This window comes from Nocardia iowensis (assembly GCF_019222765.1).
In the GTDB taxonomy this organism is placed as follows: domain Bacteria; phylum Actinomycetota; class Actinomycetes; order Mycobacteriales; family Mycobacteriaceae; genus Nocardia; species Nocardia iowensis.
Genome location: NZ_CP078145.1, coordinates 3,120,788 through 3,145,701, shown reverse-complemented (window position 1 = coordinate 3,145,701; position 24,914 = coordinate 3,120,788). Strand labels below are relative to the sequence as shown.

At 67.2% G+C, this 24,914-nt stretch carries 26 protein-coding genes; 17 read left to right on the top strand and 9 right to left on the bottom strand.

All coding sequences use genetic code 11. The annotated features are described in order from the left end of the window. Positions 1-87: 87 nt before the first annotated feature. Positions 88-975 carry a hypothetical protein gene (locus tag KV110_RS14455; protein ID WP_218476595.1) on the top strand — a complete coding sequence of 296 codons (888 nt, stop codon included), beginning with the start codon at positions 88-90 and terminating at the stop codon, positions 973-975. Between the two features lie 73 nt (positions 976-1,048). After that, positions 1,049-2,446, top strand: coding sequence for an outer membrane protein assembly factor BamB family protein (locus KV110_RS14450; RefSeq protein WP_218476594.1), 1,398 nt, complete (start codon positions 1,049-1,051; stop codon positions 2,444-2,446). An 80-nt stretch (positions 2,447-2,526) separates the two neighbouring features. Here KV110_RS14450 and KV110_RS14445 read toward each other — a convergent pair whose 3' ends face one another. Genes KV110_RS14445 through KV110_RS14435 form a run of 3 tightly spaced genes read right to left on the bottom strand, consistent with a single transcriptional unit; the run spans position 2,527 to position 5,161 of the window. Further along, a complete protein-coding gene (locus tag KV110_RS14445) occupies positions 2,527-3,465 on the bottom strand; it encodes a metal ABC transporter permease (RefSeq protein WP_246634534.1) in 939 nt (312 codons plus the stop codon). After that, positions 3,462-4,220 (bottom strand): metal ABC transporter ATP-binding protein, encoded by a 759-nt coding sequence (locus KV110_RS14440; protein WP_218476593.1) that lies wholly within the window; start codon positions 4,218-4,220, stop codon positions 3,462-3,464. Before KV110_RS14440 ends, KV110_RS14445 begins: the two co-directional genes overlap by 4 nt. After that, the gene (locus KV110_RS14435) at positions 4,217-5,161 is read right to left on the bottom strand and encodes a metal ABC transporter substrate-binding protein (RefSeq protein ID WP_218476592.1); all 945 of its coding nucleotides are present in this window, start codon (positions 5,159-5,161) and stop codon (positions 4,217-4,219) included. Before KV110_RS14435 ends, KV110_RS14440 begins: the two co-directional genes overlap by 4 nt. A gap of 238 nt (positions 5,162-5,399) precedes the next feature. Here KV110_RS14435 and KV110_RS14430 point away from each other — a divergent pair, with 238 nt between their 5' ends. Next, the gene (locus KV110_RS14430) at positions 5,400-5,690 is read left to right on the top strand and encodes a hypothetical protein (RefSeq protein WP_218476591.1); all 291 of its coding nucleotides are present in this window, start codon (positions 5,400-5,402) and stop codon (positions 5,688-5,690) included. A gap of 327 nt (positions 5,691-6,017) precedes the next feature. Here the strand turns inward: KV110_RS14430 and KV110_RS14425 are convergent, their stop codons facing one another. Continuing rightward, positions 6,018-6,488, bottom strand: a complete 471-nt coding sequence (locus tag KV110_RS14425; protein WP_218476590.1) for a DIP1984 family protein — start codon at positions 6,486-6,488, stop codon at positions 6,018-6,020. Between the two features lie 161 nt (positions 6,489-6,649). Between KV110_RS14425 and KV110_RS14420 the strand changes: the two genes are divergently transcribed. Together KV110_RS14420 and KV110_RS14415 are read left to right on the top strand one after the other, a co-directional pair. Next, a complete protein-coding gene (locus tag KV110_RS14420; protein ID WP_246634533.1) occupies positions 6,650-6,946 on the top strand; it encodes an ArsR/SmtB family transcription factor in 297 nt (98 codons plus the stop codon). Next, positions 6,946-7,332, top strand: coding sequence for a VOC family protein (locus KV110_RS14415; RefSeq protein ID WP_218478466.1), 387 nt, complete (start codon positions 6,946-6,948; stop codon positions 7,330-7,332). The genes KV110_RS14420 and KV110_RS14415 overlap by 1 nt, the downstream gene beginning before the upstream one ends. A gap of 14 nt (positions 7,333-7,346) precedes the next feature. Here the strand turns inward: KV110_RS14415 and KV110_RS14410 are convergent, their stop codons facing one another. Further along, positions 7,347-7,688 (bottom strand): hypothetical protein, encoded by a 342-nt coding sequence (locus KV110_RS14410; RefSeq protein WP_218476588.1) that lies wholly within the window; start codon positions 7,686-7,688, stop codon positions 7,347-7,349. Positions 7,689-7,981: 293 nt separating this feature from the next. On the opposite strand from KV110_RS14410, the gene KV110_RS14405 reads away from it, so the two are divergent. Together KV110_RS14405 and merB are read left to right on the top strand one after the other, a co-directional pair. Next, positions 7,982-8,386 carry a MerR family transcriptional regulator gene (locus KV110_RS14405; RefSeq protein ID WP_218476587.1) on the top strand — a complete coding sequence of 135 codons (405 nt, stop codon included), beginning with the start codon at positions 7,982-7,984 and terminating at the stop codon, positions 8,384-8,386. Further along, positions 8,383-9,324 carry an organomercurial lyase MerB gene (gene merB, locus KV110_RS14400; protein WP_246634532.1) on the top strand — a complete coding sequence of 314 codons (942 nt, stop codon included), beginning with the start codon at positions 8,383-8,385 and terminating at the stop codon, positions 9,322-9,324. Before KV110_RS14405 ends, merB begins: the two co-directional genes overlap by 4 nt. A 67-nt stretch (positions 9,325-9,391) precedes the next feature. Here merB and KV110_RS14395 read toward each other — a convergent pair whose 3' ends face one another. Further along, a complete protein-coding gene (locus KV110_RS14395; protein WP_218476586.1) occupies positions 9,392-10,330 on the bottom strand; it encodes a helix-turn-helix domain-containing protein in 939 nt (312 codons plus the stop codon). 213 nt (positions 10,331-10,543) lie between these two features. Between KV110_RS14395 and KV110_RS14390 the strand changes: the two genes are divergently transcribed. Genes KV110_RS14390 through KV110_RS14360 form a run of 7 tightly spaced genes read left to right on the top strand, consistent with a single transcriptional unit; the run spans position 10,544 to position 18,416 of the window. Next, positions 10,544-12,883 (top strand): bifunctional salicylyl-CoA 5-hydroxylase/oxidoreductase, encoded by a 2,340-nt coding sequence (locus KV110_RS14390; protein ID WP_218476584.1) that lies wholly within the window; start codon positions 10,544-10,546, stop codon positions 12,881-12,883. Between the two features lie 5 nt (positions 12,884-12,888). After that, positions 12,889-13,674 (top strand): SDR family NAD(P)-dependent oxidoreductase, encoded by a 786-nt coding sequence (locus KV110_RS14385; protein WP_218476583.1) that lies wholly within the window; start codon positions 12,889-12,891, stop codon positions 13,672-13,674. Between the two features lies 1 nt (position 13,675). Further along, positions 13,676-14,290: a MarR family winged helix-turn-helix transcriptional regulator gene (locus KV110_RS14380; protein ID WP_246634531.1), complete on the top strand. Its 615-nt coding sequence runs from the start codon at positions 13,676-13,678 to the stop codon at positions 14,288-14,290. Further along, on the top strand, positions 14,287-15,138 hold the full coding sequence (locus KV110_RS14375) for an enoyl-CoA hydratase family protein (RefSeq protein ID WP_218476581.1): 852 nt from the start codon (positions 14,287-14,289) through the stop codon (positions 15,136-15,138). Before KV110_RS14380 ends, KV110_RS14375 begins: the two co-directional genes overlap by 4 nt. Before the next feature lie 5 nt (positions 15,139-15,143). Continuing rightward, complete coding sequence (locus tag KV110_RS14370) at positions 15,144-16,319, top strand: acyl-CoA dehydrogenase family protein (RefSeq protein WP_218476580.1); 1,176 nt, start codon at positions 15,144-15,146, stop codon at positions 16,317-16,319. A gap of 34 nt (positions 16,320-16,353) precedes the next feature. Then, the gene (locus tag KV110_RS14365; RefSeq protein WP_218476578.1) at positions 16,354-17,997 is read left to right on the top strand and encodes an AMP-binding protein; all 1,644 of its coding nucleotides are present in this window, start codon (positions 16,354-16,356) and stop codon (positions 17,995-17,997) included. Next, positions 17,994-18,416 carry a RidA family protein gene (locus KV110_RS14360; protein ID WP_218476576.1) on the top strand — a complete coding sequence of 141 codons (423 nt, stop codon included), beginning with the start codon at positions 17,994-17,996 and terminating at the stop codon, positions 18,414-18,416. The genes KV110_RS14365 and KV110_RS14360 overlap by 4 nt, the downstream gene beginning before the upstream one ends. A 61-nt stretch (positions 18,417-18,477) precedes the next feature. Here KV110_RS14360 and KV110_RS14355 read toward each other — a convergent pair whose 3' ends face one another. Further along, positions 18,478-19,896, bottom strand: coding sequence for a vanadium-dependent haloperoxidase (locus tag KV110_RS14355; protein ID WP_218476575.1), 1,419 nt, complete (start codon positions 19,894-19,896; stop codon positions 18,478-18,480). 189 nt (positions 19,897-20,085) lie between these two features. On the opposite strand from KV110_RS14355, the gene KV110_RS14350 reads away from it, so the two are divergent. Then, a complete protein-coding gene (locus KV110_RS14350) occupies positions 20,086-20,583 on the top strand; it encodes a MarR family winged helix-turn-helix transcriptional regulator (protein ID WP_218476573.1) in 498 nt (165 codons plus the stop codon). Between the two features lie 12 nt (positions 20,584-20,595). Here the strand turns inward: KV110_RS14350 and KV110_RS14345 are convergent, their stop codons facing one another. Next, positions 20,596-21,198, bottom strand: coding sequence for a DUF6506 family protein (locus KV110_RS14345; RefSeq protein WP_218476571.1), 603 nt, complete (start codon positions 21,196-21,198; stop codon positions 20,596-20,598). Positions 21,199-21,325: 127 nt separating this feature from the next. Here KV110_RS14345 and KV110_RS14340 point away from each other — a divergent pair, with 127 nt between their 5' ends. Both KV110_RS14340 and KV110_RS14335 read left to right on the top strand, forming a co-directional pair. Then, positions 21,326-22,234, top strand: a complete 909-nt coding sequence (locus KV110_RS14340; protein WP_218476569.1) for a LysR family transcriptional regulator — start codon at positions 21,326-21,328, stop codon at positions 22,232-22,234. A 114-nt stretch (positions 22,235-22,348) separates the two neighbouring features. After that, a complete protein-coding gene (locus tag KV110_RS14335; RefSeq protein ID WP_218476568.1) occupies positions 22,349-22,903 on the top strand; it encodes a cysteine dioxygenase family protein in 555 nt (184 codons plus the stop codon). A gap of 94 nt (positions 22,904-22,997) precedes the next feature. On the opposite strand, the gene KV110_RS14330 is transcribed toward KV110_RS14335, so the two are convergent. Continuing rightward, the gene (locus KV110_RS14330; RefSeq protein ID WP_218476566.1) at positions 22,998-24,911 is read right to left on the bottom strand and encodes a Xaa-Pro dipeptidyl-peptidase; all 1,914 of its coding nucleotides are present in this window, start codon (positions 24,909-24,911) and stop codon (positions 22,998-23,000) included. Between the last annotated feature and the right edge of the window lie 3 nt (positions 24,912-24,914).

Here is a 24,914-nt window from a genome sequence, read left to right as displayed (position 1 = left end):
CCAACTGGTCAGGCATGGTGATCAACTGCGCGATCGTCCGCCGACCGACAGGACGAAGCCGCCATTCAGCACACCACCGCTACTCTGATGAGCGAGATCGGAGGGGAACGCGTGCCGGATACGAAGGACGACGGCGGATCGACCGAGCCGTCGCGGGCGGTCACCGCGTGGACGCAAGGTTTGCTGTGCGTGGCGATTGTGGCGGGCGGTGTGATCGTCGGCGGGCTCCTGCACGACCCTGAGCCGGAACTGACGACCACGCCGGTCTCCCCGACCAGCTCTGCGCTACCACAACCGGCGGAGTACTCCTACGTCACGCCGACGGCCACGTATCCGACGCAAATCCCCGGCTGCACCACCGTCGAACCACCCGGGCCGGGTGGGTTGTTCAGCTTTCTCGGAGTGGACGAATTCGGTTACGACAACCCGGCGTACCCGTGGTTTTCCGGACCGAAGGCCGTCGCGATGTCGAGGGCACTGCACGAGGCGCTGCCCGGCGGGATCACCCTCGAAGCCGCCCCTGAAGGCGAGTCCCTATTCTTCGAGCCGATCCTCGACCCCTCCGGTGACTCCGACAAATCCGCGGAATTCGGCGGTTCCACCACCGCTCACGCCACGCTGCGGCGCGGCAATCAGGAGGGCTGGATGTCGGTGTCGGTCCGGCAATCCACCGCGCCGATTCCACCCTGTGTCGCGGGCGAACTCGATGAACGACGGCTACTCGCCGACGGCACGACGGTCGACACGCATGACACCTGGTCGGAGAGCAGCGGCGTCCGAACGCTCTCCCGCAGCGCCACCGCCTACGTGCCCGACGGCAGTACGGTGACGGCGTATGTCGCCCACACACTGGATGGAAACGATTCCAGCGGAACCGTGCCGATGACCATCGACGAACTCGTTGCCCTGGTGACCGCCCCCGGCGTACGGGTCACGGCGCCGGTCCCGCCCGGAACACCGGACGTGCCGAAATGACCACCGCCGCAGTGAGTCCGGCCACCGCCCGACTGGTCCCGATCGCACCGCCCGCTCGACTGGAGGTGCTGTGATGGCGTGGCCGCCCGGTGTTCGAAACCTGGTACTCGCCGCCGTGGCCGCCCTCGTCACCAGCGCGGGTGCGGTCGCGGTGCTACTGCACCCCGAAGACACCACCCGCAAGATCACCGGAACCACCGACGCCGCACCGGGTCTCGCGTGGTCGGTCGACGCCGCAGCCACCTATGGCCGGGCGTTCGCCGAGTTTCGCAACCCCATCGGTGGCACCGAATACGACTACGGCAGTGCGGGTTTCATCGACGCGGGGGACACACTGCTGACCGTGATCGGCGTCTCGGACGACGACATGTCGTTGCGTGACCCGATGATGTACGGCATCGACGCCGCGACAGGCAAGGTGCGCTGGAACTATCCCGCCGCCGAACTGGGTGGTTGCGCGGCCGCTCCGGTCGACGGCGAACTCGTGTGCTTCACTTCCCCTTCGGCCGACACTCCCGCGATAGTCGGGTACGACATTGCCAGCGGCGCGATCACTCGCACGCCGGTGACCTGGAACGTTTTCGCCCTCGCGACCGTCGACGATCGCGTCTATGTCGCCGAAGGTGACGTCGAGTCCGACGACGTGCGCGTGCACGCGGGAACGCTCGCGGACCCGGACACGTACTGGTCCCGGGCCTTCGCCATGGGCACGTCATGGGAAGATCTCCCCTACGATGCCCTGGACGTTTCGCACGGGCAGGGCGTGCTCACCCTCGGCGCCGACCTCGCCGGTTTCGACCTCGGCACCGGCGCGCCGACCTGGACCGCCGAGCTGAATGGATGTTCCCGCACCGCCGTGACTTTCGCTGCCCTCGTGCTGCGCGTCAACACCGAGTGCCCCGGCTACCGGGTCACCGGCACCGACATCCTGGACCGCACCGGGCGCATCCTCGTCAGCACCGATCGCGCGGGCGTGCACGATCTGACCCTCGACCGTCCCACCGACGACACCATCCCGGTGCTGCTGGCCGACACCGCCTATGACCGCCGCGACGGCACCGTGCGGTGGACCAGCCCCGACCTCGTCCACACTCCCGCCGACACCGAAGGCGCCGCCCCGGCGGGTACCGCAATCGCTGTGCTCGGCGACATCGCCCTCCTCCGCGATACCACCACCGCGGGCGCCCTCACGGGCCTGGATCTCCGCACCGGCCAACGGCTCTGGCGCACCACTCCCGAACGCTTCGGTACCGTCCACGCCTCGGACGACCGTGTCGTCATTCTCTCCGACAGCACCGGCCTGTGGGCGATCGACTCACGAACCGGCGAAACCGTATGGGACATCCCCTTCCGTGCCGTGAACGCCGACCCCGACGCCCTCACTGGCGGCGGTGAGCTCGTCGCGAAGAACAAAGCCCGCTATGTCTACGCCGCCCCACGCACGATGATCGGCCTGCGCCCACTCCCCTAACGATCATCAGCGCCGACGCCGAGTTGCCCAATAAATATGTCGCCCAACAGATATGGCGGCAGCACCCGACTGAAGTGGGCTCAAACAGCCGGATTCTGTGACACAGACGGGGTTTCGGACGCCTTCCCGGTGACAGGTCGAGCCACCGTCTCCCGACGATCGATCCGACGCCGTCGGGCAGCGAGAATTCGGCGACCGATGATTCCGTGCCGCGGCGCGAAAAGATAGACCAGGGTGAACACCACACCTTGCGTCACCACAACCATCCCGCCCGACGCCGTGTCCAGGTGATAGCTCAGATACAGCCCCGTCACCGCGCACGACACCGAGACGGCGGGCGCGATGAGCAGCATGCGACCGAAGCGGTCGGTGAGCAGGTACGCGGTCGCGCCCGGGATGATCAACATCGCGACGACCAGGACCACGCCGACCGCTTGCAACGCCACCACCGCGGTCAGTGCCAGCAGCCCGAGTAACGCGGTGCCGAGCAACCGCGGGTTGAGACCGATGGCGTGCGCGTGGATGGGATCGAAGGCATACAGGGTGAAGTCGCGGCGCTTGAGCCCGAGGGCGGCGAGAATGATCACCGCCAGGATCATGATCTGGATCATTTCACCGCGGCTGATGCCGAGCAGGTTCCCGAACACGATGTGGTTGAGATCGGTCTGGCTCGGGGTCACCGACACCAGCACCAGCCCGAACGCGAACAACGTGGTGAACACGATGCCGATCGCGGCATCCTCCTTGATCCGGCTGGTATCTCGGATCACGCCGATCAGCGCCACCGCGAGGAATCCGAAGACCACCGCGCCCACCGCGAACGGCCACCCGACAATGTAAGCCAGCACGACCCCCGGCAGCACCGCGTGCGACACGGCATCGCCCATCAGCGACCAGCCGATGAGCACCAGCCAGCAGGACAGCACCGCGCAGACGGCGGCGGCGGTCACGGTGGTGGCCAGTGCGCGCACCATGAACTCGTAACCCAATGGGTCGATGAAGAATTCGGTGAAGCTCATTTGTCGCACGCTCGATCCGGTGCCGGTCGGTTCAGCACATCCAGGCCGAAGGCCCTGGCCAGATTCTCCGGCCGCAAGACGACTTCAGGGTCGCCGTGCTCGAGCACACTGCGCATCAGCAGCACCGCTTCGTCGGCCAGGTTGGGCAGGGAGTGCAGATCGTGGGTGGATACCAGGATCGTCGCACCCGCGGCGGCGAGTTCACCGAGCAGCGTGGTGATGGTCGCCTCCGAGCGCTTGTCGACACCGGCGAACGGCTCGTCCAGCAGCAGGATCGTCGCGCCCTGGGCGATACCGCGCGCGACGAACGCCCGCTTCTTCTGTCCGCCGGACAGCTGCCCGATTTGGCGGTCGGCCAGCTCGGTCAATTCGACCCGCTCCAGCGCCGTAGCGACCGCCGCACGATCGGCCCGGCGCGGGCGGCGGGTGAAACCCATCTGCCCGTAGCGCCCGGCCATCACGATGTCGCGAACCGACAGCGGGAAACTCCAGTCGACGTCCTCGGCCTGCGGTACATAGCCGAGCAGTCCCGCGCGCCGCGCCGCCGCGGGCGGTCCACCGTTGATCAGCACCGTGCCCCGGTCCGGTTTCACCAGGCCCATCATGGTTTTGAGCAGGGTCGACTTGCCCGATCCGTTCATTCCGATCAGACCGCAGATCCGCCCGGCCTTCAACGTCAATTCGACGCGATCCAACGCGAGCACATCGCCGTAATGGACAGTGACGTCCTGGATTTCGACTGCGGGCGCGTTCATGGTCGAGCACCGGTCAACGCGGCGCCGATCGTGTTCGCGTCGTGCCGGATCAGCGCGAGATAGCTGGGCACCGGACCGTCGGCCGCCGAGAGGGAATCGACGTAGAGCACCCCGCCGAAGGCCGCGCCGGTGGCTTCGACCACCCGCTGCATCGGCGCGTCGGACACGGTGGATTCGCAGAACACGGCGGGCACCTTGCGCTGCCTGACGAAGTCGATCGCCGAGGCGATCTGCTGCGGGGTCGCCTGCTGTTCGGCGTTGACCGCCCAGATGTACTTCTCGGTCAGCCCGGTGTCGCGGGCCAGGTAGGAGAACGCGCCTTCACAGGTCACCAGGGCGCGCTCGTTGACCGGCAACGCTTCGAGCGTGCGGACCAGCTCGGCGTGCACCTTACCGAGTTCGGCCTTGTACGCCGCGCCGTTGGCCTGGAAATCCGTCGCGTGATCGGGGTCGAGTTCGCCGAAGGCGCGGACCATGTTGTCGACGTAGATCTGCACGTTCAGCGGCGACATCCATGCGTGCGGATTCACCTTGCCCGCGTAGGCGTCCTCGCCGATGCTCATCGGTTCGACACCCGCACTGACCACCACGTGCGGCACTTTCACATCGGCGACGAACTGGGCGAACCATGCCTCCAGGTTCATGCCGTTGTCCAAGATGAGATCGGCTTTCGCCGCCTTCTTGATGTCGCCGGGCGTCGGCTCGTAGCCGTGGATCTCCGCGCCGACCTTGGTGATCGACTCCACCGTCAGATGCTCACCGGCCACATTCTTCGCGATATCGGCCAACACGGTGAACGTGGTCAACACCACCGGCTTGCCCGCCCGCTCGGTATCGCCGCCGCCGCAAGCTGTCAGCGCAAAAGCCAAGGCGCCCACAAGGATTGCCACGAGAAATCGGTATGCGGATGGAACGGAAGAACGGTGGAGCCAAACCCTCATACACGGAGATGATAATCTTCGGGTCACCTAACTTACAAGTTCGATAATGTGAAACAGCTCCTGTCGGCCCGTCCGGAAGCGACGTTCACCCCCGCGCACGGCTGCCGGACAGCACTCCCAGCCGACTCACAGCTCCTTGCCCAGTCGCAGCCCAGCTTGGCGTCTTACGGTCTGGACCGACTGCACCGCAGTCGATGCACAAGAGTGCAATTCCGAACGACGGCAAGGAGATTCACACATGCTGAAGTCGAGGACACAGTTGCTGGGCGCCACCCTGTGCGGCGCCGCGTTAGTAGGCGCGGCCCTGGCCGGCGCTGGCACCGCGGCGGCCGATCCGGGGCCCGGGGAGCAGGTGATCATCATCAACGGCGAACAGCGTCACGACATCGACCGCGTGATCCTGCGCGAGGACCTGTCCCGCGATCTGCCCGGCTACACCCTGCCCGCCGGTAGTCCCGGCGTGCTGGTCTTGAAGAACGGTGAAGTGCAGCCCGTCCCCGAGGGTGCGGTGCTCAAGAAGAACCGGTAACCGATGAAAGAGGAGCGCTCGACCGTTCGAGCGCTCCTCCCTTTCGTCGACCTGCTCGCGGCGGATCGCCGACCGCGATGCCTGCTGGGCGCTGATCGCCGAGAGTAGAGGTGGAGTGCCCCTTGCCCGCCCTCGTCGTCACGAATCTGCACATGGTGGTGTGCTGTGTGCTGTACCCGGTCACTTGTACGCAATGCTGGGCTGCGATGTGAAATGGGGAATCGAACCCCCCGCACTGCCCATCGTGCGCCAAGAAGGTGCCGATTGCCCGTCGGCCCAGCGGGTTGTGCACGCCTCCGCAACGACTACCTGCTCCACCTCTTCGGGTCAGTCCAGCAGATCGACCTCCCAGTTGGCGCGCTGGATTCGCACGTCGAGTTCGCGCAGTTCCCTGGCGAGCTCATCGGCCTGCCCACGCAGCTCGGCGACCGGCAAGGCGGACAGCATCTTCAGCTCGGACCGCAGCTGACGCGTGTACCCGGACTGGTTCTGGCCCGCGGCCGCATCCGCCGCGGCGGTGACCACGGAGTGCCGCAGCCGCAACGCATCTCGGCGCGCCAGCGCATCCGTCAGCGTGCCGCCAGCGTCGATTCGCGCGGCGGCATTGGTGCGGTTGATCCGCCGGATCAGCGTTTCGTATTCACCGAGTACCGCACCGGCCTCGGCGAGCAGAGCGGTCGCGTCCTCGGCGGGCTCCTCGCCTTCCTGAAAACGGGCACTGCTCACGATCCGAGCGCGCAACTGCTCGATCCGACGTACCGAATCCGCGCGCAACGACAACGCCTCTGCCAGCTTCAAACCCCTGCCCTCCCATATCGACCCCGGAGGGTCGAGTATGCGTCATCCCCCGGGACCAGTCACGCGAATTAGACCCGACCTCGCATTTCGCAGCGGCGCGACGGGCGAAGCCCATGCCCCATATCTTGATAGGCAAGTCTCAGCTTGCCTATCGTTGGGCGGTGGACGCAGACCCCGACCTGTTCAAGGCTCTCGGCGACGCGACCCGACGCATCATCCTGGACGAGCTGACCGACAAGGACGGCCAGACGCTGTTCGAGATCTGCGGTCGGCTGACCATGAAGCACGGCCTTGCCTCCTCGCGCCAAGCCATTTCGCAGCACCTCGCGGTCCTCGAACAGGCCGGTCTGGTGCGCAGCCGGCGGCAGGGCCGCTACAAGTTCCACCACATCGACACCAGGCCGCTGCGCTCGATCATCGAGCGGTGGCCCATCGACCGAGAGGAACCGAACCCGTGATCCGCATCAATATCACCAGCGTATTCGTCGACGACCAGGCCAAGGCGCTTGCCTTCTACACCGAGAAGCTGGGGTTCATCAAGAAGACCGATGTGCCCACCGGCGCGGCCCGCTGGCTCACCGTTGTCTCCCCCGCCGACCCGGACGGCGTCGAGCTGCTGCTGGAGCCGGACGGCCACCCGGCAGCGGGCCCGTTCAAGAAGGCCCTCGCCGCCGACGGCATCCCGTTCACCCAGTTCGCCGTGGACGACGTGTACGCCGAGGTCGAGCGGCTCAAGGGGCTGGGCGTCGAGTTCACCCAGGACGCGACCGACATGGGGCCGGTGGTCACCGCCGTCCTCGACGACACCTGCGGCAACCTGATCCAGCTCGCCACCATGAAGTAGTCACCCCCGAGCGGTTACCCGTTACGCCTACGCAGATCGCGAACGGTCACCGAGATCACCGACCGAGCCAGTGCGCGGAGATCATCAGGGATGAGCCGCGGTTCGACCGCACCCTCGAACCCTTCCAGGATCGCCCCGTCCGGCCAACGCACTTCGTAGCGATACCAGCACCGGAAATCGGTGGGATCGTAAGGAAGTTCGAGTTCCAGCCGCACCGCCATCTCGATCAACGCCGCCGCCACCTGCGCCGCACCACCAGAATTGCTCACCTGCCACCACAGCGGACTGAAGCGGTCTGCCTCGGAAATCTCGACCAGGTAGGTCAGCAGCTTGCCCCTATCGCTGAACTCGCTCACCCCTCAACCCTGCCAGAACGAACTGGACACCCGAACCAAAACCCGTGCGCGCGGGCCAGTTTGAGCGGGATCGGCGTAGCCGCTGTCGAGAAATACGGTTTACCGCGGCCGGAATCCTGGAGGATCATGTCTCGATGGGCCACTGAAGGCACTGCTCGACACCCCGAACCGGCGGGCGGGCACCCGAGCTGACTCGTCCCGCGATAGCCGCTCCCGCCGCACTGATCTCGGTCGAACTCGTCCAGAACTTCGCGCTTGACCTTGTACCGGGGTACCGGGTCGAGAATGTGCGTATGCGAAGCGGTGAACTGGCAAGCCGCGCCGGGGTGAACGCGCAGACGCTGCGGTACTACGAGCGCCGCGGACTGCTCGCGGAGCCGCCGCGCGCACCGTCGGGGTATCGGGAGTATCCCGCCGACGCCGTGGCCGTCGTCAGGTTCGTCAAACGAGCCAAGGAGCTTGGATTCACCCTCGACGAGATCGCGGATCTGCTGCATCTCGCCGACGGCGGTCCCGGTGATTGCGACGCGGCCCGGCAACTGGCCGAAGCGCGAATAGCACTGCTGGCCACCAGGATCAGCGACCTGCAACGCATGCTGCGGTCGCTGTCGGAGTTGGCCGCCACCTGCGAACGTCCCCGCCGCGACCGACACTGCCCGATCCTCGAATCCCTCCACGACGAAGGTGCCCGACAATGAAGCTGGAGATCTTGCAGATCCCGAACTGCCCCAACGTTCCCGTCCTCGAACAACGAATTCGGCAAGCGGCACAAGCACTTTCGATGCCTGTCGAGTTCACCCATCGGGTGATCGGCGATCCGGCCGAAGCGGCCGCGGCCGGGATGACCGGCTCCCCCACCCTGCTCATCGATGGCCGAGACCCATTCCCGGCGCCCGACCGGATCGAAAGTCTGTCGTGCCGGTTGTATCCGTCCGACGACGGCGGGTTCGACGGGGCGCCATCGGTCTCCGCGTTACGTACGGTCCTCGGCTCGATGACCAACCCCTTCACCGGCCAGATCATCGACACATTGTTCGCCAACGACACGCCGACCGGCACCACCCTGATGCGCACCGCGATTCGGCTGCTCGCGCTCGGCGCACCCATCACCGTCGAACAGCTCGCCGCCGCCGCGGGCGTGGACCCCGCCGAGTTGGCGACCGCGCCCGCCGCCGCCGACATCGAATACGACGAGAGGCACCGCATCACCGGATGGGGACTGACACTCAACCCGACACCGCACCGGTTCACCGTCGAGGGCCGACTGCTCTACGCCTGGTGCGCCGCCGACACGCTCCTCTTCCCGGCAATTCTCGATCGCTCCGCTGACATCGAATCACCCTGTCCGGCAACCGGAACCATCATCCGACTGACAGTCCACCCGGATACGGGTGTCGCCGACCTAGACCCCGCCACCGCGGTCATCTCGCTGCCCGGCCCCGACGAACTGGACCGCACCATGGTCCGCACCACCACCTGCAATCCCGGCCGCTACTTCGCCGACGCGAGCGCCGCGACCACCTGGCAAGCTCAGCACCCCACCGGCCTCGTGCTCGCCGTGGCCGACGCCTACCGCCAGCTCCAACCGATCAATCAACGCGTGCTCACCGAAACCAGCACGCCCGAAGACCGCTGACGTCGGCGGCCTACTGGCGAATACCCAGCGGGAGGCGAGAACTCGCGCGTCCGGTGCCCAGGCCGATTTACAGCTCCTCGGCAGCGGCGATCAGCAACTCACGGGACCGGTCCGGCGGCTCGGCCTGCACGGCGAGTTGGTCCATCACTTCGCGGTACAGATGGACATCCTCCGGACGGTCCAGATAGAGCGCACTGGTCAGTTGCTCCAGATAGATGATGTCGGGGAGTTCGCGCTCGGCGAACCGGAGCATCGTGAACGAACTGCCCGCCGCCGCATGGCCGCCGGCCCGGTACGGCAGCACCTGGATGGTGACACTGCGCTTGTTCGTCATCTCCACCAAGTGCTCGATTTGCGCGCGCAGCACCTTCCGGCCGCCGATCGGCCGATGCAGCACGGCCTCGTCCAGCACCGCCCACAGCGCGGGCCCGCCCTGCACATCCAGGATCTCCTGGCGCCTACCGCGCAGCTCCACCCGCCGCGCCGCCTGGGCGTCGAACTCTTGGCGCATGGTGCGCTGCTCTGTTCGCCGCGCCGCCTCGGCGTTCTCGTGGCCGACCGCGACGACCGCGCGGGTGTAGTCCTCGATTTGCAGCAAGCCCGGAACCAACTGGCCCTCAAACGTTCTGATCGTCTGCGCGGCGCCCTCCAGGCCGATATACGTCTCGAACCATTGCGGCAGCAGGTCGTTGTACCGATGCCACCACCCGGGTTCATTGGCCTTGCGGGCCAGCCCGAGGAACATTTCGCGCTGATCCGGCTCGGTGACGCCGTACAGGCTCAGCAGATCCGCGATGTCGCGTTCCTTGAAGCCGGTCCGGCCGAGTTCGAGTCGGCTGATCTTGGCGTGCGAGCCGCGGATGTGCTCACCGGCGGCTTCACGGGTGATGCCGCATTGTTCGCGCAGCTTGCGCAATTGACCGCCGACGGCGATCCGCAGCGCTGTCGGACCGCGTTCGGCGACACGTGAGTCGACGACGCCGATCCGGACCGGTTCTGCGACCATGAGCTGCTACTCCGTTGTTTCAAGATTCCTCGGCGGGCCATTCCGTTCCTGAGCGAACCACAGCGCGTCTACCACGATGGTATCGCTCAATTGCACCAGATCAATCGAACTTTCACCTAACCACGGATCACTTGGCCGTAGTCCGGCAAAAGTGCTTTATACCTAAAGCTTTAGAGGTAAAGTACTTCCATCGCGACTCCCTGAGGAGAGCACATGAAGATCGTGTGCATCGGCGGCGGACCCGCCGGGCTGTACTTCGGGTTGCTGATGAAGCAACTCAACGCCGAACACGATGTCACCGTGGTCGAGCGCAACCGCCCCTACGACACCTTCGGCTGGGGCGTCGTCTTCTCCGACGCGACGATGGAGACCATGCGCGCGTGGGATCGCCCCACCGCGGACCGGATCCAGACGGCCTTCAATCACTGGGACGACATCGAGCTGCGGTTCAAGGGTCGCGTCCTGCGCTCCGGCGGACACGGCTTCGTCGGCATCGGCCGCAAGAAGCTGCTGAACATCCTGCAGGCGCGCTGCGAGGAGGTCGGCGTAACGCTCGAGTTCGACCGGGAGGTCCACTCCGACACCGAATATTCCGATGCGGACCTGATCGTCGCCGCCGACGGCATCTCCTCGAAGATCCGCGGCAAACACCAAGACGTCTTCGCACCCGACATCGTGCAGCGCCCGAACCGCTACATCTGGCTGGGCACCGAAAAGCTCTACGACGCTTTCACTTTCGACTTCGTCCGGACCGAGCACGGCTGGATCCAGGCACACATCTACAAGTTCGACGACAACACCAGCACCTTCATCGTCGAGTGCCCGGAACACGTGTGGCTGGCGCACGGACTCGACAAGGCCGGACCGGACGAGTCGGTGGCGTTCTGCGAAGAGTTGTTCGCCGACAATCTGCAGGGCGAGAAACTGATGACCAACTCCCGCCATCGCCCGGAGTCGCCGTGGCTGAACTTCCAACGAGTCAAATGTGAGCGCTGGTGGCTGCACAACGGCAACAGTCACGTCGTGCTGATGGGCGACGCCGTGCACACCGCGCACTTCGCCATCGGTTCGGGCACCAAGCTGGCGCTCGAGGACGCCATCGAGCTGGTGCGCCAATTCGGCGAGCACGGTGACTCCCCCTCCGCACTGCCCGCAGTGCTCACCCATTACCAGGAAGCCCGGTCGATCGACGTGCTGCGGTTGCAGAACGCCGCATGGAATGCCATGGAGTGGTTCGAGGTCTGCGGCGAACGTTATTGCGACCAGCTCGAACCCGAGCAGTTCATGTACTCGATGCTCACCCGCAGCCAGCGCATCAGTCACGAGAATCTGCGCTTGCGCGACAAGGGCTGGCTGGAGGACTACGAGCGGTGGTTCGACGCGCGAGCCGGGGTGGCCCGAGCCGCCGACGAGCCGTCCGTTCCCCCGATGTTCACGCCGTACACGACGCGTTCGGTGACGCTGAAGAATCGGGTCGTCGTCTCCCCGATGGCCCAATATTCGGCCGTCGACGGAATTCCCAGCGAATTCCACCTGGTGCACCTCGGCGCGCGTGCGGTGGGTGGCGCCGGATTGGTTTTCGCCGAGATGACCTGCGTGAGTCCGACGGGCCGGATCACCCCCGGTTGCCCGGGCCTGTACACCGACGAACAGCGGCGGGCGTGGCAGCGCATCGCCGACTGGGTGCACGACAACTCCGACGCGAAGATCGGCATGCAGCTCGGCCACTCCGGGGCCAAGGGCTCCACCCGCCGCATGTGGGACGGCATCGACCAACCGCTCACCCCGGCGGACGACGAACCGAACTGGCCGTTGATCTCGGCCTCGCCGCAGCAGTACCTGCCGGGGGTGAGCCAGTGGTCGCGGGCGATGACCCGGGCCGACATGGACGAGGTGACCGCGCAGTTCGCCGCTGCCACCCGGCGCGCGGCCGAGGCCGGCTTCGACTGGCTGGAATTGCATTGCGCGCACGGCTATCTGCTGTCGAGTTTCATCTCGCCGCTGACCAACCGGCGCACCGACGCCTACGGCGGGTCGCTGCCGAACCGGCTGCGCTATCCGCTGGAGGTGTTCGAGGCGGTGCGTGCGGTGTGGCCCGCCGAACTGCCTATGTCGGTACGTATTTCGGCACACGACTGGGCCGAAGGCGGCATCACCCCGGCCGACGCCGTCGAGATCGCGCAATGGTTCAAACAGGCGGGCGCCGATCTGATCGACTGTTCCTCGGGTCAGGTGACCAAGCAGGAAAGCCCGATCTTCGGGCGAATGTGGCAGACGCCGTTCGCCGACCGGGTGCGCCAGGAGGCTGGGATCGCCACGATCGCCGTCGGGGCGATCTCCGAGGCCGACCATGTGAACAGCATCGTGGCCGCGGGGCGGGCCGACCTGTGCGCGATCGCCCGCCCGCATCTGGCGAACCCGGCCTGGACGCTCACCGAGGCGGCCAAGATCGGCTACACCGAGCTCACCTGGCCCAAGCAATACCGCGCCGCCAAGCGGCAATTCGAGGCGAACATCCAACGCGAGCAAGCCGCCGCGGCGGCGAAAGGCTGACCGGCATGACCGAGGTCGACACCGCACTGGCCGGTCGGCACGCCCTTGTCACCGGCGGATCACGCGGCATCGGCGCCGCCATCGCCGACCGCCTCGCCCGCGACGGCGCCCGCCTCACCCTGGTGGCGCGCGACCTGGACCGCGTCACCGAAACCGTTGCGCGACTGCCGAAGTCGGCGCAGGCGCAGGCCGTAGCCTGCGATGTCACCGACCCGGCGGCCGTCGCGACCGCGTTCGTCTGCGCGCACCAGCGCCACGGCGCGGTCGACATCCTGGTCAACAACGCCGGGCAAGCTGCTAGCGCGCCATTGCGGCGGACCAGCGACGAACTGTGGCATCGCATGCTCGCTGTCAATCTCACCGGCACGTTCCTGTGTAGCCGGAGCGCGGTGACCGACATGCTCGCGGCGGGCCACGGCCGGGTGATCAACATCGCCAGCACGGCAGGTCTGCGCGGCTACCCCTACGTCACCGCCTACGCGGCGGCCAAGCACGGCGTGATCGGGTTGACCCGTGCCATGGCACTGGAACTCGCGGGCACGCCGATCACCGTGAACGCGGTCTGTCCCGGCTTCACCGACACCGACTTGTTGCAGGAGAGCGTGGCACAGGTGATCGACACGACCGGCCGTAGCGCCGACGAAGCGCGGGCGGCCTTCGTCCGGCACAACCCGCAGGGCCGGTTGATCGAGCCTTCGGAGGTCGCCGCCACCGTCGCCTGGCTCTGCTCGGATGCGGCCGCTTCGCTGACCGGCCAAGCGATTTCGCTCAGCGGCGGGGAGGTGATGTGAGGTGAGCACCCGCCGCCAGGACACCGGGGGCGTGCTCGGCGACGAGCGCATCGGCATGGAGGCCCGCACCGTATCCGGTGATCACCTCGACGTACGGCTGTGGCTGCGACTGTTGGCCACTACCAATGAGATAGAGCAGGAGATCCGCACCCGGCTGCGGGTGCGCTTCGCGACCACCCTGCCCCGTTTCGACTATCTGGCCCAGCTCGACCGGCACCACGACGGCCTCCGGATGAGCGCGCTGTCGCGCTACCTGATGGTGACCGGCGGCAATGTCACCGGCTTGACCGATCAGCTGGTTGCCGAGGGCTGGGTCGACCGGATCCCGGACCCGGTCGACAAACGCGCGACGCTGGTGCGGCTGACCGAGCTCGGCCGCACCCGGTTCGACGAGATGGCCGCCGAGCACGAACGGTGGCTCACCGAAATATTCGCCGGTTTCGGCCGTGCCGACGAGCAGGCGCTGTTCGATCTGCTCGGCAGGCTCCGCGTCCACCTCGCCGGAACAGCCGACCAATCCGCCGGAACGGCAGACCATCTCGGCGGAACAACCGACCGCACCGCCGACCAAGACGGCAAGAACGCTCGCTCATCGACACATCGGGGACGCTCATGACCCAGGATCTGGATCCCGCACTGCGCGCGGCCAACCGCACCACGCTCGCCGACTACGCGAGCACGCACTTCCGCTGGCACGTCCACCAGGGCGTCGGCACGATCGTGCTCGACCGCCCGCAGCGCAAGAATCCGCTGACCTTCGACTCCTACGCCGAGCTGCGAGAGTTGTTCCGTCGCATGGCCTATGCCGACGACGTCACCGTCGTTGTGCTGCACGGCGCTGGCGACAACTTCTGCTCCGGTGGCGACGTGCACGACATCATCGGCCCGCTGATGGCGCTGCGGGCACCGGACCTGTTGCTGTTCACCCGGATGACCGGTGATCTGGTCAAGGCGATGCGGGCCTGCCCGCAACCGATCGTGGCCGCCGTCGACGGGGTCTGCGCGGGTGCCGGTGCGATCCTCGCGATGGCGTCCGACTTGCGCGTCGGCACTGCCCGCAGCAAGACGGCGTTCTTGTTCACCCGGGTCGGCCTCGCCGGGTGCGATATGGGCGCCTGCGCGATCTTGCCGCGCATCATCGGGCAGGGCCGCGCGTCCGAGTTGCTGTACACCGGGCGCGCGATGACCGGCGACGAGGCGTTCGCGTGGGGGTTCTTCAACCAGCTGGCCGAACCGGAGCAGCTGCTCGACGCCGCCGGACAACTCGCGCGCCAGTTGGCCGAGGGCCCGACCTTCGCGCAGGGAATCACGAAAACCATGCTGCACCAGGAGTGGTCGATGTCGGTGGACCAAGCCATCGAGGCGGAGGCGCAGGCCCAAGCACTGTGCATGCTCACCGAGGACTTCGCGCGCGCCTATCACGCGTTCGTCGCCAAGCAACGTCCGAAGTTCGAAGGGAACTAGCCGCCATGTCCAGCGATCACTGGGACTGGCCCTTCTTCGACGACGCGCACCGCAAACTCGCTGCGTCACTGGATGATTGGGCTACCGAACAGGTGCAACACGACACCGGCATCGATATCGACGACCGCTGTCGTCGCTTGGTCCGCGCGCTGGGTGACGCGGGCTGGCTGCGGCACACCGTCGCGGGCACCACCTTCGGCGGCAGCCACGACCGAATCGACACCCGCGCACTATGTCTCGCCCGTGAAATCCTGGCCCGGCACGACGCGCTCGCGGACTTCGCGTTCGCGATGCAGGGGCTCGGCTCCGGCGCGATCAGCCTGGCGGGTACCGAGGAGCAGAAGCGCCGGTACCTGCCTCGGGTGGCCACCGGTGCGGCGATCGCGGCGTTCGCGCTCTCGGAAACCGACGCGGGCTCCGATGCCGCCGCACTGTCCTGTGCCGCGCGCGCCGACGGCGACGGATTCGTCATCGACGGCGAGAAGACCTGGATCTCCAACGGCGGTATCGCCGACTTCTACGTGGTGTTCGCCCGCACCGGGGAAGGCGAAGGCGCACGGGGCATTTCCGCGTTTATCGTCGACGCGGACTCCCCGGGCCTGCACATCGCCGAACGCATCGAGGTGATCGCACCGCACCCGCTCGCCCGGCTGTCCTTCGAGGGCTGCCGGGTGCCCGCGACACGGCGTCTCGGCAGCGCGGGCGGGGGATTCGCGATCGCGATGCGCACACTCGACGTCTTCCGCACCTCGGTGGCGGCCGCCGCCGTCGGCTTCGCCCGCCGCGCCATGGCCGAGGCGCTGGCCAGGGCCACCTCGCGGCACATGTTCGGCGGGGTGCTGGCCGACTTCCAGCTGACCCGTGCCGAACTCGCGCGGATGGCGACGACGATCGACGCGTCGGCCCTGCTCACCTATCGCGCGGCCTGGCAGCGCGATCAAGGTCGACCAGTCACTCGCGAGGCCGCCATGGCCAAGATGGCCGCGACCGAAGGCGCCCAGCGGGTCATCGACGCGGCCGTGCAGATGTGGGGCGCGCTCGGGGTGGTCCGTGACCGCCCGGTCGAGCGGCTCTACCGCGACATCCGGGCGCTGCGCATCTACGAGGGCGCCACCGAGGTGCAACAACTGATCATCGCCCGCGAACTCCTGCGTGACGCCGGCCGCGATACGGCGTCGTGACTTCCGATCTCCTTCTCCCCCACAAGGTTCCACCATGACAAGCGCGCACATCGATACCTTCGCCCGCGACAACCTACCCCCGCTCGAGCAGTGGCCCGACCTCGTCTTCGACCGGCCGGAACTGCGGTTCCCGGCGCAACTCAATTGCGCCAGTGAGCTACTCGACCGCCAGCTGAGCGACGGCAACGGCGACCGCCCATGCGTACGCGCGCCCGGCGGACCGCAGTGGACCTATGCCGACCTGCACGAGCGGGCCAATCGCATCGCGGCGGTACTGGTGCACGAGATGGGGCTGGTGCCAGGCAACCGGGTGCTACTGGACGCACCGAACAACCCGATGCTCGCGGCGTGCTGGTTCGCGGTGATGAAGGCGGGCGGCATCGCCGTGACGGCCATGCCGATGCTGCGCGTCAAGGAACTCACCCAGATCGTCGACAAGGCGCGAATCACGCACGCGCTGTGCGATATAGCCGTGGCCGGGCAGCTCGAACAAGTGGTCGCGGCCTGTCCGACCCTGGACCAGGTTCGCTACTTCCACAGCGGCGCCGACGACGGCCTCGAAGCGCTGATGGCGCGCCAGAGCGACCGGTTCGACACGGTTGCCACCGCCGCCGACGACGTCTGCCTCATCGCTTTCACCTCCGGCACCACCGGCGTGCCGAAGGCGACCGCGCACTTCCATCGCGATGTCATGGCGATCTGCCACTGCTTCCCGCAGCACATCTTGCGGCCGCGGCCCGATGACGTGTTCATCGGCAGCCCACCGCTGGCCTTCACCTTCGGCCTCGGCGGGCTGCTGCTGTTCCCCATGGCGGTCGGCGCCTCGGCGGTGCTGCTCGAACAGGCGAGTCCGGCGCTGCTGCTCGATGCGATCAAGAACTTCGGTGCGACAGTGCTTTTCACCGCCCCCACCTCCTACCGAATCCTCGCCCAGCACGGCGCCGAACTGCGCGACAGCGCGCTACGCAAATGTGTGTCGGCCGGGGAACCGCTGCCACCGACCACGCGCACCCGATGGCGCGAGGCCACCGGCATCGAACTGATCGATGGCATCGGCGCCACCGAAATGCTGCACATCTTCATCTCCGCCGACGAAGAGCACGCCCGGCCCGGCGCGACGGGCCTGCCGGTGCCCGGATACGAGGCGCGCGTCGTGGATGAGAACGGGCAGCCGCTGCCGCCCGGCGCGGTCGGCCTGCTCGCGGTGCGTGGGCCGACCGGCTGCCGCTACCTCGCCGATGAGCGGCAGACCGTTTATGTGCGCGACGGCTGGAACTACACCGGCGATGCGTATTCGGTCGACGCCGACGGCTACTTCCACTATCAGGCACGCTCCGACGACATGATCGTGTCCGCCGGCTACAACATCGCCGCGCCCGAGGTCGAGGACGCCCTCGCCGGGCACGCCGCCGTCGCCGATTGTGCCGTGATCGGGGTGCCAGACGAGGACCGCGGTCAGATCGTCAAGGCGTACGTTGTGCTGCGGCCGGAGATCGAGGCAACCGACAGAATGGTCGAGGAATTGCAGGATTTCGTGAAACAGACAGTGGCGCCGTACAAGTATCCGCGGGCCATCGCCTTCGTCGACGCGCTACCGCGCACGCCGACCGGCAAGCTACAGCGGTTCCGGCTGCGCGAATCCGGTGCGGTGCAAGGTGATTCGGCGGCGACACCATGAGGGTGCTACAGCCGCCGGGGTGGCCGCGCCCGCGCGGCTACGCGAATGGCGTCGCCGCGCGGGGCGAGCTGGTGTTCGTGGCGGGCATGGTCGGCTGGGACGTCGACGGCGTCTTCCGGTCCCATGACATCGCGGGCCAGGTACGTCGAGCACTGCACAATATCGTGGCGGTGCTCGCCGAAGCAGGCGCCGAGCCCGCGCACATCGTGCGAATGACCTGGTATGTCACCGATGTCGACGCCTACGTGCGCGCGTATCCGGAAATCGGGGTGGCCTTCCGCGAGATCATCGGCGGCTTCCATGCCGCGATGACCGCCGTGGAGGTGAGCCGCCTCGTCGAGAAGGATGCCAAGATCGAGATCGAGGTCACCGCCGTGATCCCGGACCCGCCCGACACCGGCGGCCCGCCCGCTGGCTGATTGTTTCGCCTCCCCCGTCGGAGTCGAACTACCGACAATGCCAGCGGGCGTGCGAGCTGGCCTATCGGCTAGCGGGGCCTATCGGTGACTTCATCATTCCGGTGTCGAAGATGTCGTTGGCAATAGCTAGCCCCAGGGGCAGACCACCGATTTCGATTGGCCTTGGCGCGAAATCGAATTCCCAGTGGACGCCGAGCCATACCCGGCTGCGCCCGTTCTCGACGATCATCTGCCAGAGCCCCTCGGGGAAGCTGCGGACGTGCCTCGGCCGCACGGTGCCGGAGTTGTCCCTGGTGATGCCGTTCAATTCGTCGGAGACGAACGTGATGCCCGCCGCCAGCGAGTCCGGATTCATGTCGTCCTTCGCGATGCCATAGAACCGCCGCGCGATGTGCAGCGCGGCCGCACCGAAGGTTGCGTGCCCGGACGGATAAGCGGGAAAGTTCGGAGTGAAGTTCCGGTCGGTCGAATTCGAAGCGGGCGCGCCAAGTGGCAGCCAATCGATCTGACAATCGGTACTGATGTCGTTGGCGGCGTCGTCGGCGGCCGGTCCCATCGATAGGTCGTGTTCCCGGATACCGACCACGGGTCGCCACAGGTCGTGCGCGTATTTCTGCTCCCATGCGAGAATTCCCGCGTCCGCCATCGCGACGTTGATCAGCGCGAACAGCCGCGCGTTCTCCTGGGTCGAGTTGTTCCGGTCTTCGGCGACCAGACGCACGATCTGGTTGTAGAGCCGCGGTGGTGTACCGATGCCGTTCGCCCCGTCGTAAGCCCAGAACAGGCCGATCAGCGTGCGCTCCTCGGTACGGCGCCGACGGTCGGGCGGCAGGCTGTCGATGACGAACTGGGGCACACTGCCCAGTAGTTCCGGCGCGATTCCGGTGACCCGAACGACGCGTTGCACTTCGAGATACGCCTCGTTGCCCAGGGGCGGAGGTCTGTTCTCATGCCGCTCCATCGCCGAGAACAGCTTGGAGCGTGCACCGTAGAACGGGCCGTGGAAGCCCTGATCGGGGTTGAACGGATCCGGCCGATGCCGATAGCGCTCCGGCGAAGGCTGGTACCCGGCGTCGCCAACACCCGGGTCGCCCGCGCGGTCGGCCAGGATTCGCTCGGCGACGAGCCTGCCGAACGCCAATCCTTCCGCCACGCCGGGACCGCTCAGTCCCGCGCCGGCAAGCGCCTCGTCGAACGCCTCTTTCTGACTCGGGAACAACGACTTCAGCGTCACCTCCGCCGCGCCCGCCACCGCGGCGTCCGGGTTCGCCCCTGGCGGTGCGGGCGGCAGATCCGGCAGGTACGGACCGTATTGCGCGCTGTCACCGAGCACGCCGATGTACCCGTCGTACATCCCCAAGTGCACGATTCCCAACGCCCGTGCGCTGAGCGGCGGCCCGATCTGTTCGCGCGCGCCATTGCTGTGGCTGACGCGGTTCGCTTCCAGCGCGACAGCATTCCAATACAAGATCGAATCCATGACGTCCCCCTCCCATGAGGCCCGATGAGGCTCATACCAGTTCAGCATGAGGCCAGGTCAGGGCATAGCCCGAAATGGTCGGGGCATCGTGCGGTCCGCTATCGAGTTGTCGGCTCAGGGCCGGTCAGCGCCGCCGCGGCCGCCCAGCCGGTGGGCGGGCGCACCGGCCGGGGCGGCTACTGTCGGGCCGTGCCAGAGGATTCCATCGACCGGATGGTCGACGAGTGGGCAGCGCGGGACCCGCGGCTCGACGTCAGCGCCCTACAGGTCGTCGGCCGACTCTTCCGATGTGCCGCGCACGGACAGCGAGCCATCGCGGACGCGCTACGGCAGCTCGGACTGAGCTATGGCGACTTCGACGTGCTGAACACCTTGCGTCGCCGCAACGACCCCGACGGCACGAATCCGCGCGACCTCGCGCGGACGGCCCTGATCACGTCGGGAGCGATGACCACTCGGCTGGACCGGCTCGAGCGAACGGGACTGATCGAGCGACGACCGGACCCGAAGGACCGCCGGGCCGTGCTCATCCATCTCACCCCCGCTGGTGAAGAGGTCGCGGCGCAGGCACTCGACGCTGTGCTCGCCGCCGACGAGGCCTTTCTGAAGCCGCTCAGCCCGAAGCAACGCGACGCGCTGGCGGCTTCCCTGAAAGTCCTGCTGCTGCACAGCGAAGCGGACGGCTAGCCGCTTCGGCACTCAGTGCGCCGCGTCGAAATCGGCCTTGAAAGCGGCGGCGCGTTCGATCGAATCGACCGGCCAACTCACCAGGCTCACCGCGACCCGGTCGCCCACCGCTGCCCGCACGTCCCGCGCCGCGAGCAGGGATGCGCCACCGCAGATCTCGATCAGCTCGGCGCCATGGCCGACCAGTTCGAGCGCGACCGCGGCGGCAGCGGCGGAATCCGGTGCCGCGACCGCCGTCGTGCGCCCGCCGCCCGCGTGCGCTCGGGTGACCCGGTGCACCGCCGGATCCGCGCTCGGGTGACCGACGAAAATGGTTGCGGAGTCGCGAATGGGCCGGGCGGTAGCGATGCCGAACCCGAAACCGGCCACGCCGACCGCGGCCCTACCGTCGACCGCGTCGATGACCTGCGCGGCCGATTCGAGGTCGAAGCCGCGGTACAGCTCCATCAGCCGCACCCCGCGGGCGACCTCTTCGGCGGCCACTTTGGCGGCGGCTGTCCCGTCCGGTACCCAGACCAGCAGCGACTCGCTCTCGCCGAAGTTCTGGACCACCCGGTCCTCGTCCGGGTTCGCGCCGGGCTCCAGGAACAGGAACAACTCGACGATCTCGCTCATCTCGATCTCCTTCATTTAGCTTGTCATCAAACTACTTGATACCAAGCTTAACCGGGCCCGGTTCGGGGATATTCCCACCGGGGAGCGACTTGCTATGGGAGGCAAAAGAAATGCTTATCCTGAACCGATGTTCGACTCGCGGTACGTTCGGGTTTTCGATGAGGTCGTGCGGACCGGTTCGTTCGCCGCGGCGGCCCGCAACCTCGGCTACACCCAGCCCGCGATCAGCCAGCAGATGAAGGCGCTCGAACGTTCCGTCGGCACACCGCTGTTCATGCGGGTTGGCAGGCGGCTGCGGCTGACCGATGCGGGTGAGGTGCTCGCTCGGCACGCTTCCGGCATCCTCGGCGCTATCTCCGCGGCACAGCAGCAGATGACGGCCATCACCCGATTGAAGTCCGGCCGCGTCCGGGTCTACGCGTTCCCCAGTGCCAGCGCGACGCTCATCCCGACGGCCGTCGCATCGATCAAGTCCCGGCATCCCGGCATCCGGATCGAGTTGATCGACGCGGAGCCACCGGACTCGGTGGAGGCGCTGCGCCGCGGGGACTGCGACATCACGCTGGCCTTCACCTACGACGCGCCGAGCGAGCAGCCGGAATCCGATGACCTGTACACGATTTCGCTGCTCGACGACCCGTTGATCGTGCTGCTGCCGAAGGGGCATCCGCTGGCCAGGCGCCGGTCGGTCGAGCTGGCACAGCTCGCTGAGGAGCGGTGGATCGCCGGATGCGTGCGCTGCCGTAGCCATTTCATCGAGTCCTGCGCCACCGCCGGTTTCGAACCGCACATCGATTTCACCACCGACGACAATCTGGCCGTGCAGAGCCTGGTGGCCGCGGGCACCGGCATAGCGGTGATGCCGAGCATGGTCCGGTCGTTCATCAGCCACCCCAAGGTCGTCAGTCGGCCTGTGCTGCCCGCTGATTCACGGACGGTGGCCGCGTACACGCTGTCCGGCCACCAGAAGATCCCGGTCACCCGGCTGATGATGGAGGCACTCCAGCTCGCTGCCGACAAGATGCGCGGTGAGTGAAATCTATTGCGGCACGCCTGGTTCGATCCATAAGCGATTCTTGGGTAACGGCAACATTGTCTGAATAGACCGCAGTGCTCGATCAGTCGCATGCTGGTCGGTATGAGCGGAAACATGTCCATCAGTACCGCCGCACCCACCACCAAGGCCCTGGACGATCTCGTCTGCGCGGTGCGGGAAGTCGTCCGGCTCGAACGTCCGCCCGCCGAGTCCGCGCGCCTCGTCGCCGACCGGCTCGAAGGCTTTCTGACGCAACCCGATCTGCTGCCCGACGAGTACCGCGAGGGCGACCCGGATCGGTATCGCCAGCACCTCGTCCACACCGAAAGCGACGGCAGCTTCTCGGTGGTCGCGCTCGTGTGGCAGCCGGGGCAGGCGACGCCGATCCACGACCATGTGGCCTGGTGCGTGGCCGGGGTGTACGAGGGCGCCGAGACCGAACGGCGCTACGAGTTGCGCGGCGCGGGCCCCGACGCCCGGCTCGTCGTGGCGGCAGACGCGATCAACTACGCCGGAACCGCCTGCGGTTTCGCCCCGCCCGGCGACATCCATCTGGTCCGCAACACCGGCACAGCCCCCGTGCTCTCGATTCACATATACGGCGCCAACATCGGCAAGCTCGGCACCAGCGTGCGCCGCGAATACCGACTCCCCATCGCGGACAACTGAACCCCGCGGATTGGTGCACCCACAGCGGCCCAACCGGATCACAGATAGGCCCGGTCGCACCCGACCGCATCGGGTACGACCGGGCCAGCTGTGCCTAGCCGATCGCGGCAGTGAGGGCGGCTTGGCCGCCGACCACCGGGAAGGTGACCTTGGTAGTGCCCAGGTTCACCGCGAAGCCGGGCCCTGGCTTGGGCCGCAGGGTGTACTCGTTGTCGCTGCACAACACCACCACGCCCAGTTTGTGTCCGCGCATCAGCACGTAGTCGTGCGGTTGCATGGACAGGTTGACCGTGTACTCCTTACCCGGGGTGATCGGCTCGGTGTCGCTTTCCGAGCCGCGGTTCTGCGGATCCACCCAGCCCCTGGTGACGATCCGGGAGCTGCCGTCCGGAGCCCGATCCACCAGCAGCGCGGTGACATTGGCCGCCGGACGTTTGAAGGACATCTGGAAGGTGACACCGACCGTGCCACTGACCCGCAGGGGCGTCGTGGCGGCCTTGGAGAAATAGGCCAGCCGGTTCGGCGAGTTCGGCGCGGCGACGAGGGCGGAGGCGAGTTTGGTCGCATCGTCGTCGAGGGACTCGGTGACGAGTTCGGCGCCACCCGTGGCGAGTCCGCCGATTGCCCTGCCGCCGGGCTTGAACACCGCGGTCGCGGCGGCGGTGCCGGGGGCGGGCCAGTCGGCCTCGTTCACCCAGGACTTGTTCTCCCGCTGGATGGTTGCCTTTGGCTCCTTGTCGATCCCGTTGTTCTTGCCGAGCAGGTACTTGCTGAACCAGCGGTTGACGGTGCGCAACCACTCGTCCCTGCGCAGGCTGATCGGGTCGGTGTGGCCGGACTGGTGCAGCCAGATCTTGTGCGGCACACCGGCTTTCTTGATCGCCTCGTACCACTGGGCGACATGCTTGGTCTTGACGTTGAAGTCGTTGAGACCGTGCACGGCCAGCACGGCGGCCCGCACCTTGCCGACGTCGTTGAGGTAGTTGCGCTCGTTCCAGAAGGCGCTGTAGTCGCCGGTGACCCGGTCCTGGTCCCGCTCGAGCCCGGCGATGACGGGCTGGCAGATCTGCCGGTCAGCCCTGGTGTAGACGTACTTGGCGAGTACGTCGGTGTCCTCACCCTGGTAGGTGCCCGGTGCGACCACCGCGCCCGCCGCCCGGTAGTAGTCGTACCAGTTGCTGATGGCGGCGATGGGCACGATGGCCTCCAGGCCGGGCACGCCGGTGGCGGCGACGGCGTTGGGCAGCGTGCCGTTGTAGGACACGCCCATCATGCCGACTTTGCCGCTGGCCCAATCGGCCACGACGGCTTTGCCTTGCCCGTCGCGGGCCTTGGCCCGGCCGTTGAGCCAGTCGATGGGTGCCCGCGCCCCGATGGTCTCGTTGCGCCCGCCCGAGGTCGGGCAGCCGGTGGATTTACCGGTGCCAAGCGACTCGCCGTACATCACGGCGTAGCCGCGGGCCAGGAAGAATTCCTCGTACTGCCAGCTGATCCGGCCTTCGGAGACGGTAATGCCCGCCGCCTTCAGATCCTCGGCCACCCGTGCGCGCAGCGGTCCTGGCGCCTTGGCCATCCGCGCGTCGGGGCCGTCGGGCACGTAGAGCTCGACGTCCACATTGTGGTTGGGTACCTCGTTGCCGCCGGCGTAGTACGGACTCGCCTGGTACACCACCGGCAGCTTGCCGGTGGCTCCGGCCGGGCGGACGACCTGGACGTGCACCTCGTCGTCCTTGCGGTCCCCGTCGCTGTCGATCGGCGCGCGCACCCAGAGGTCCTGGCGGATGGGCGCGGCCGGGTTGAACATCGGCTGGGCCTCGCCACTCGAGGCGTCCGGCTCGACCGTCGGGTCGGCCATCGCGGGCGCGCTAGACAGCAGCAGCGCCGCGGCCACGGCCAACAGCGCGAGTCGGGGTAGTCGCCGAATGATCAGCACCGTCCGGCTGGCGGCAGCCCAGCGCACGCGGGTGCGCCGCCGGTCGCGCCTGCGGTGTTGTCGACTGGATGCCATAAT

What these genes read in the sequence shown, in the direction of transcription:
- merB (WP_246634532.1), top strand. Translation starts at nt 8,383, where the DNA reads ATGAAGCTGGAGATCTTGCAGATCCCGAACTGCCCCAACGTTCCCGTC.
- KV110_RS14365 (WP_218476578.1), top strand. Translation starts at nt 16,354, where the DNA reads ATGACAAGCGCGCACATCGATACCTTCGCCCGCGACAACCTACCCCCG.
- KV110_RS14330 (WP_218476566.1), bottom strand. Translation starts at nt 24,911, where the DNA reads ATGGCATCCAGTCGACAACACCGCAGGCGCGACCGGCGGCGCACCCGC.
- KV110_RS14385 (WP_218476583.1), top strand. Translation starts at nt 12,889, where the DNA reads ATGACCGAGGTCGACACCGCACTGGCCGGTCGGCACGCCCTTGTCACC.
- KV110_RS14450 (WP_218476594.1), top strand. Translation starts at nt 1,049, where the DNA reads ATGGCGTGGCCGCCCGGTGTTCGAAACCTGGTACTCGCCGCCGTGGCC.
- KV110_RS14340 (WP_218476569.1), top strand. Translation starts at nt 21,326, where the DNA reads ATGTTCGACTCGCGGTACGTTCGGGTTTTCGATGAGGTCGTGCGGACC.
- KV110_RS14345 (WP_218476571.1), bottom strand. Translation starts at nt 21,198, where the DNA reads ATGAGCGAGATCGTCGAGTTGTTCCTGTTCCTGGAGCCCGGCGCGAAC.
- KV110_RS14405 (WP_218476587.1), top strand. Translation starts at nt 7,982, where the DNA reads ATGCGAAGCGGTGAACTGGCAAGCCGCGCCGGGGTGAACGCGCAGACG.
- KV110_RS14430 (WP_218476591.1), top strand. Translation starts at nt 5,400, where the DNA reads ATGCTGAAGTCGAGGACACAGTTGCTGGGCGCCACCCTGTGCGGCGCC.
- KV110_RS14370 (WP_218476580.1), top strand. Translation starts at nt 15,144, where the DNA reads ATGTCCAGCGATCACTGGGACTGGCCCTTCTTCGACGACGCGCACCGC.
- KV110_RS14440 (WP_218476593.1), bottom strand. Translation starts at nt 4,220, where the DNA reads ATGAACGCGCCCGCAGTCGAAATCCAGGACGTCACTGTCCATTACGGC.
- KV110_RS14455 (WP_218476595.1), top strand. Translation starts at nt 88, where the DNA reads ATGAGCGAGATCGGAGGGGAACGCGTGCCGGATACGAAGGACGACGGC.
- KV110_RS14375 (WP_218476581.1), top strand. Translation starts at nt 14,287, where the DNA reads ATGACCCAGGATCTGGATCCCGCACTGCGCGCGGCCAACCGCACCACG.
- KV110_RS14360 (WP_218476576.1), top strand. Translation starts at nt 17,994, where the DNA reads ATGAGGGTGCTACAGCCGCCGGGGTGGCCGCGCCCGCGCGGCTACGCG.
- KV110_RS14355 (WP_218476575.1), bottom strand. Translation starts at nt 19,896, where the DNA reads ATGGATTCGATCTTGTATTGGAATGCTGTCGCGCTGGAAGCGAACCGC.
- KV110_RS14390 (WP_218476584.1), top strand. Translation starts at nt 10,544, where the DNA reads ATGAAGATCGTGTGCATCGGCGGCGGACCCGCCGGGCTGTACTTCGGG.
- KV110_RS14435 (WP_218476592.1), bottom strand. Translation starts at nt 5,161, where the DNA reads ATGAGGGTTTGGCTCCACCGTTCTTCCGTTCCATCCGCATACCGATTT.
- KV110_RS14395 (WP_218476586.1), bottom strand. Translation starts at nt 10,330, where the DNA reads ATGGTCGCAGAACCGGTCCGGATCGGCGTCGTCGACTCACGTGTCGCC.
- KV110_RS14445 (WP_246634534.1), bottom strand. Translation starts at nt 3,465, where the DNA reads ATGAGCTTCACCGAATTCTTCATCGACCCATTGGGTTACGAGTTCATG.
- KV110_RS14335 (WP_218476568.1), top strand. Translation starts at nt 22,349, where the DNA reads ATGTCCATCAGTACCGCCGCACCCACCACCAAGGCCCTGGACGATCTC.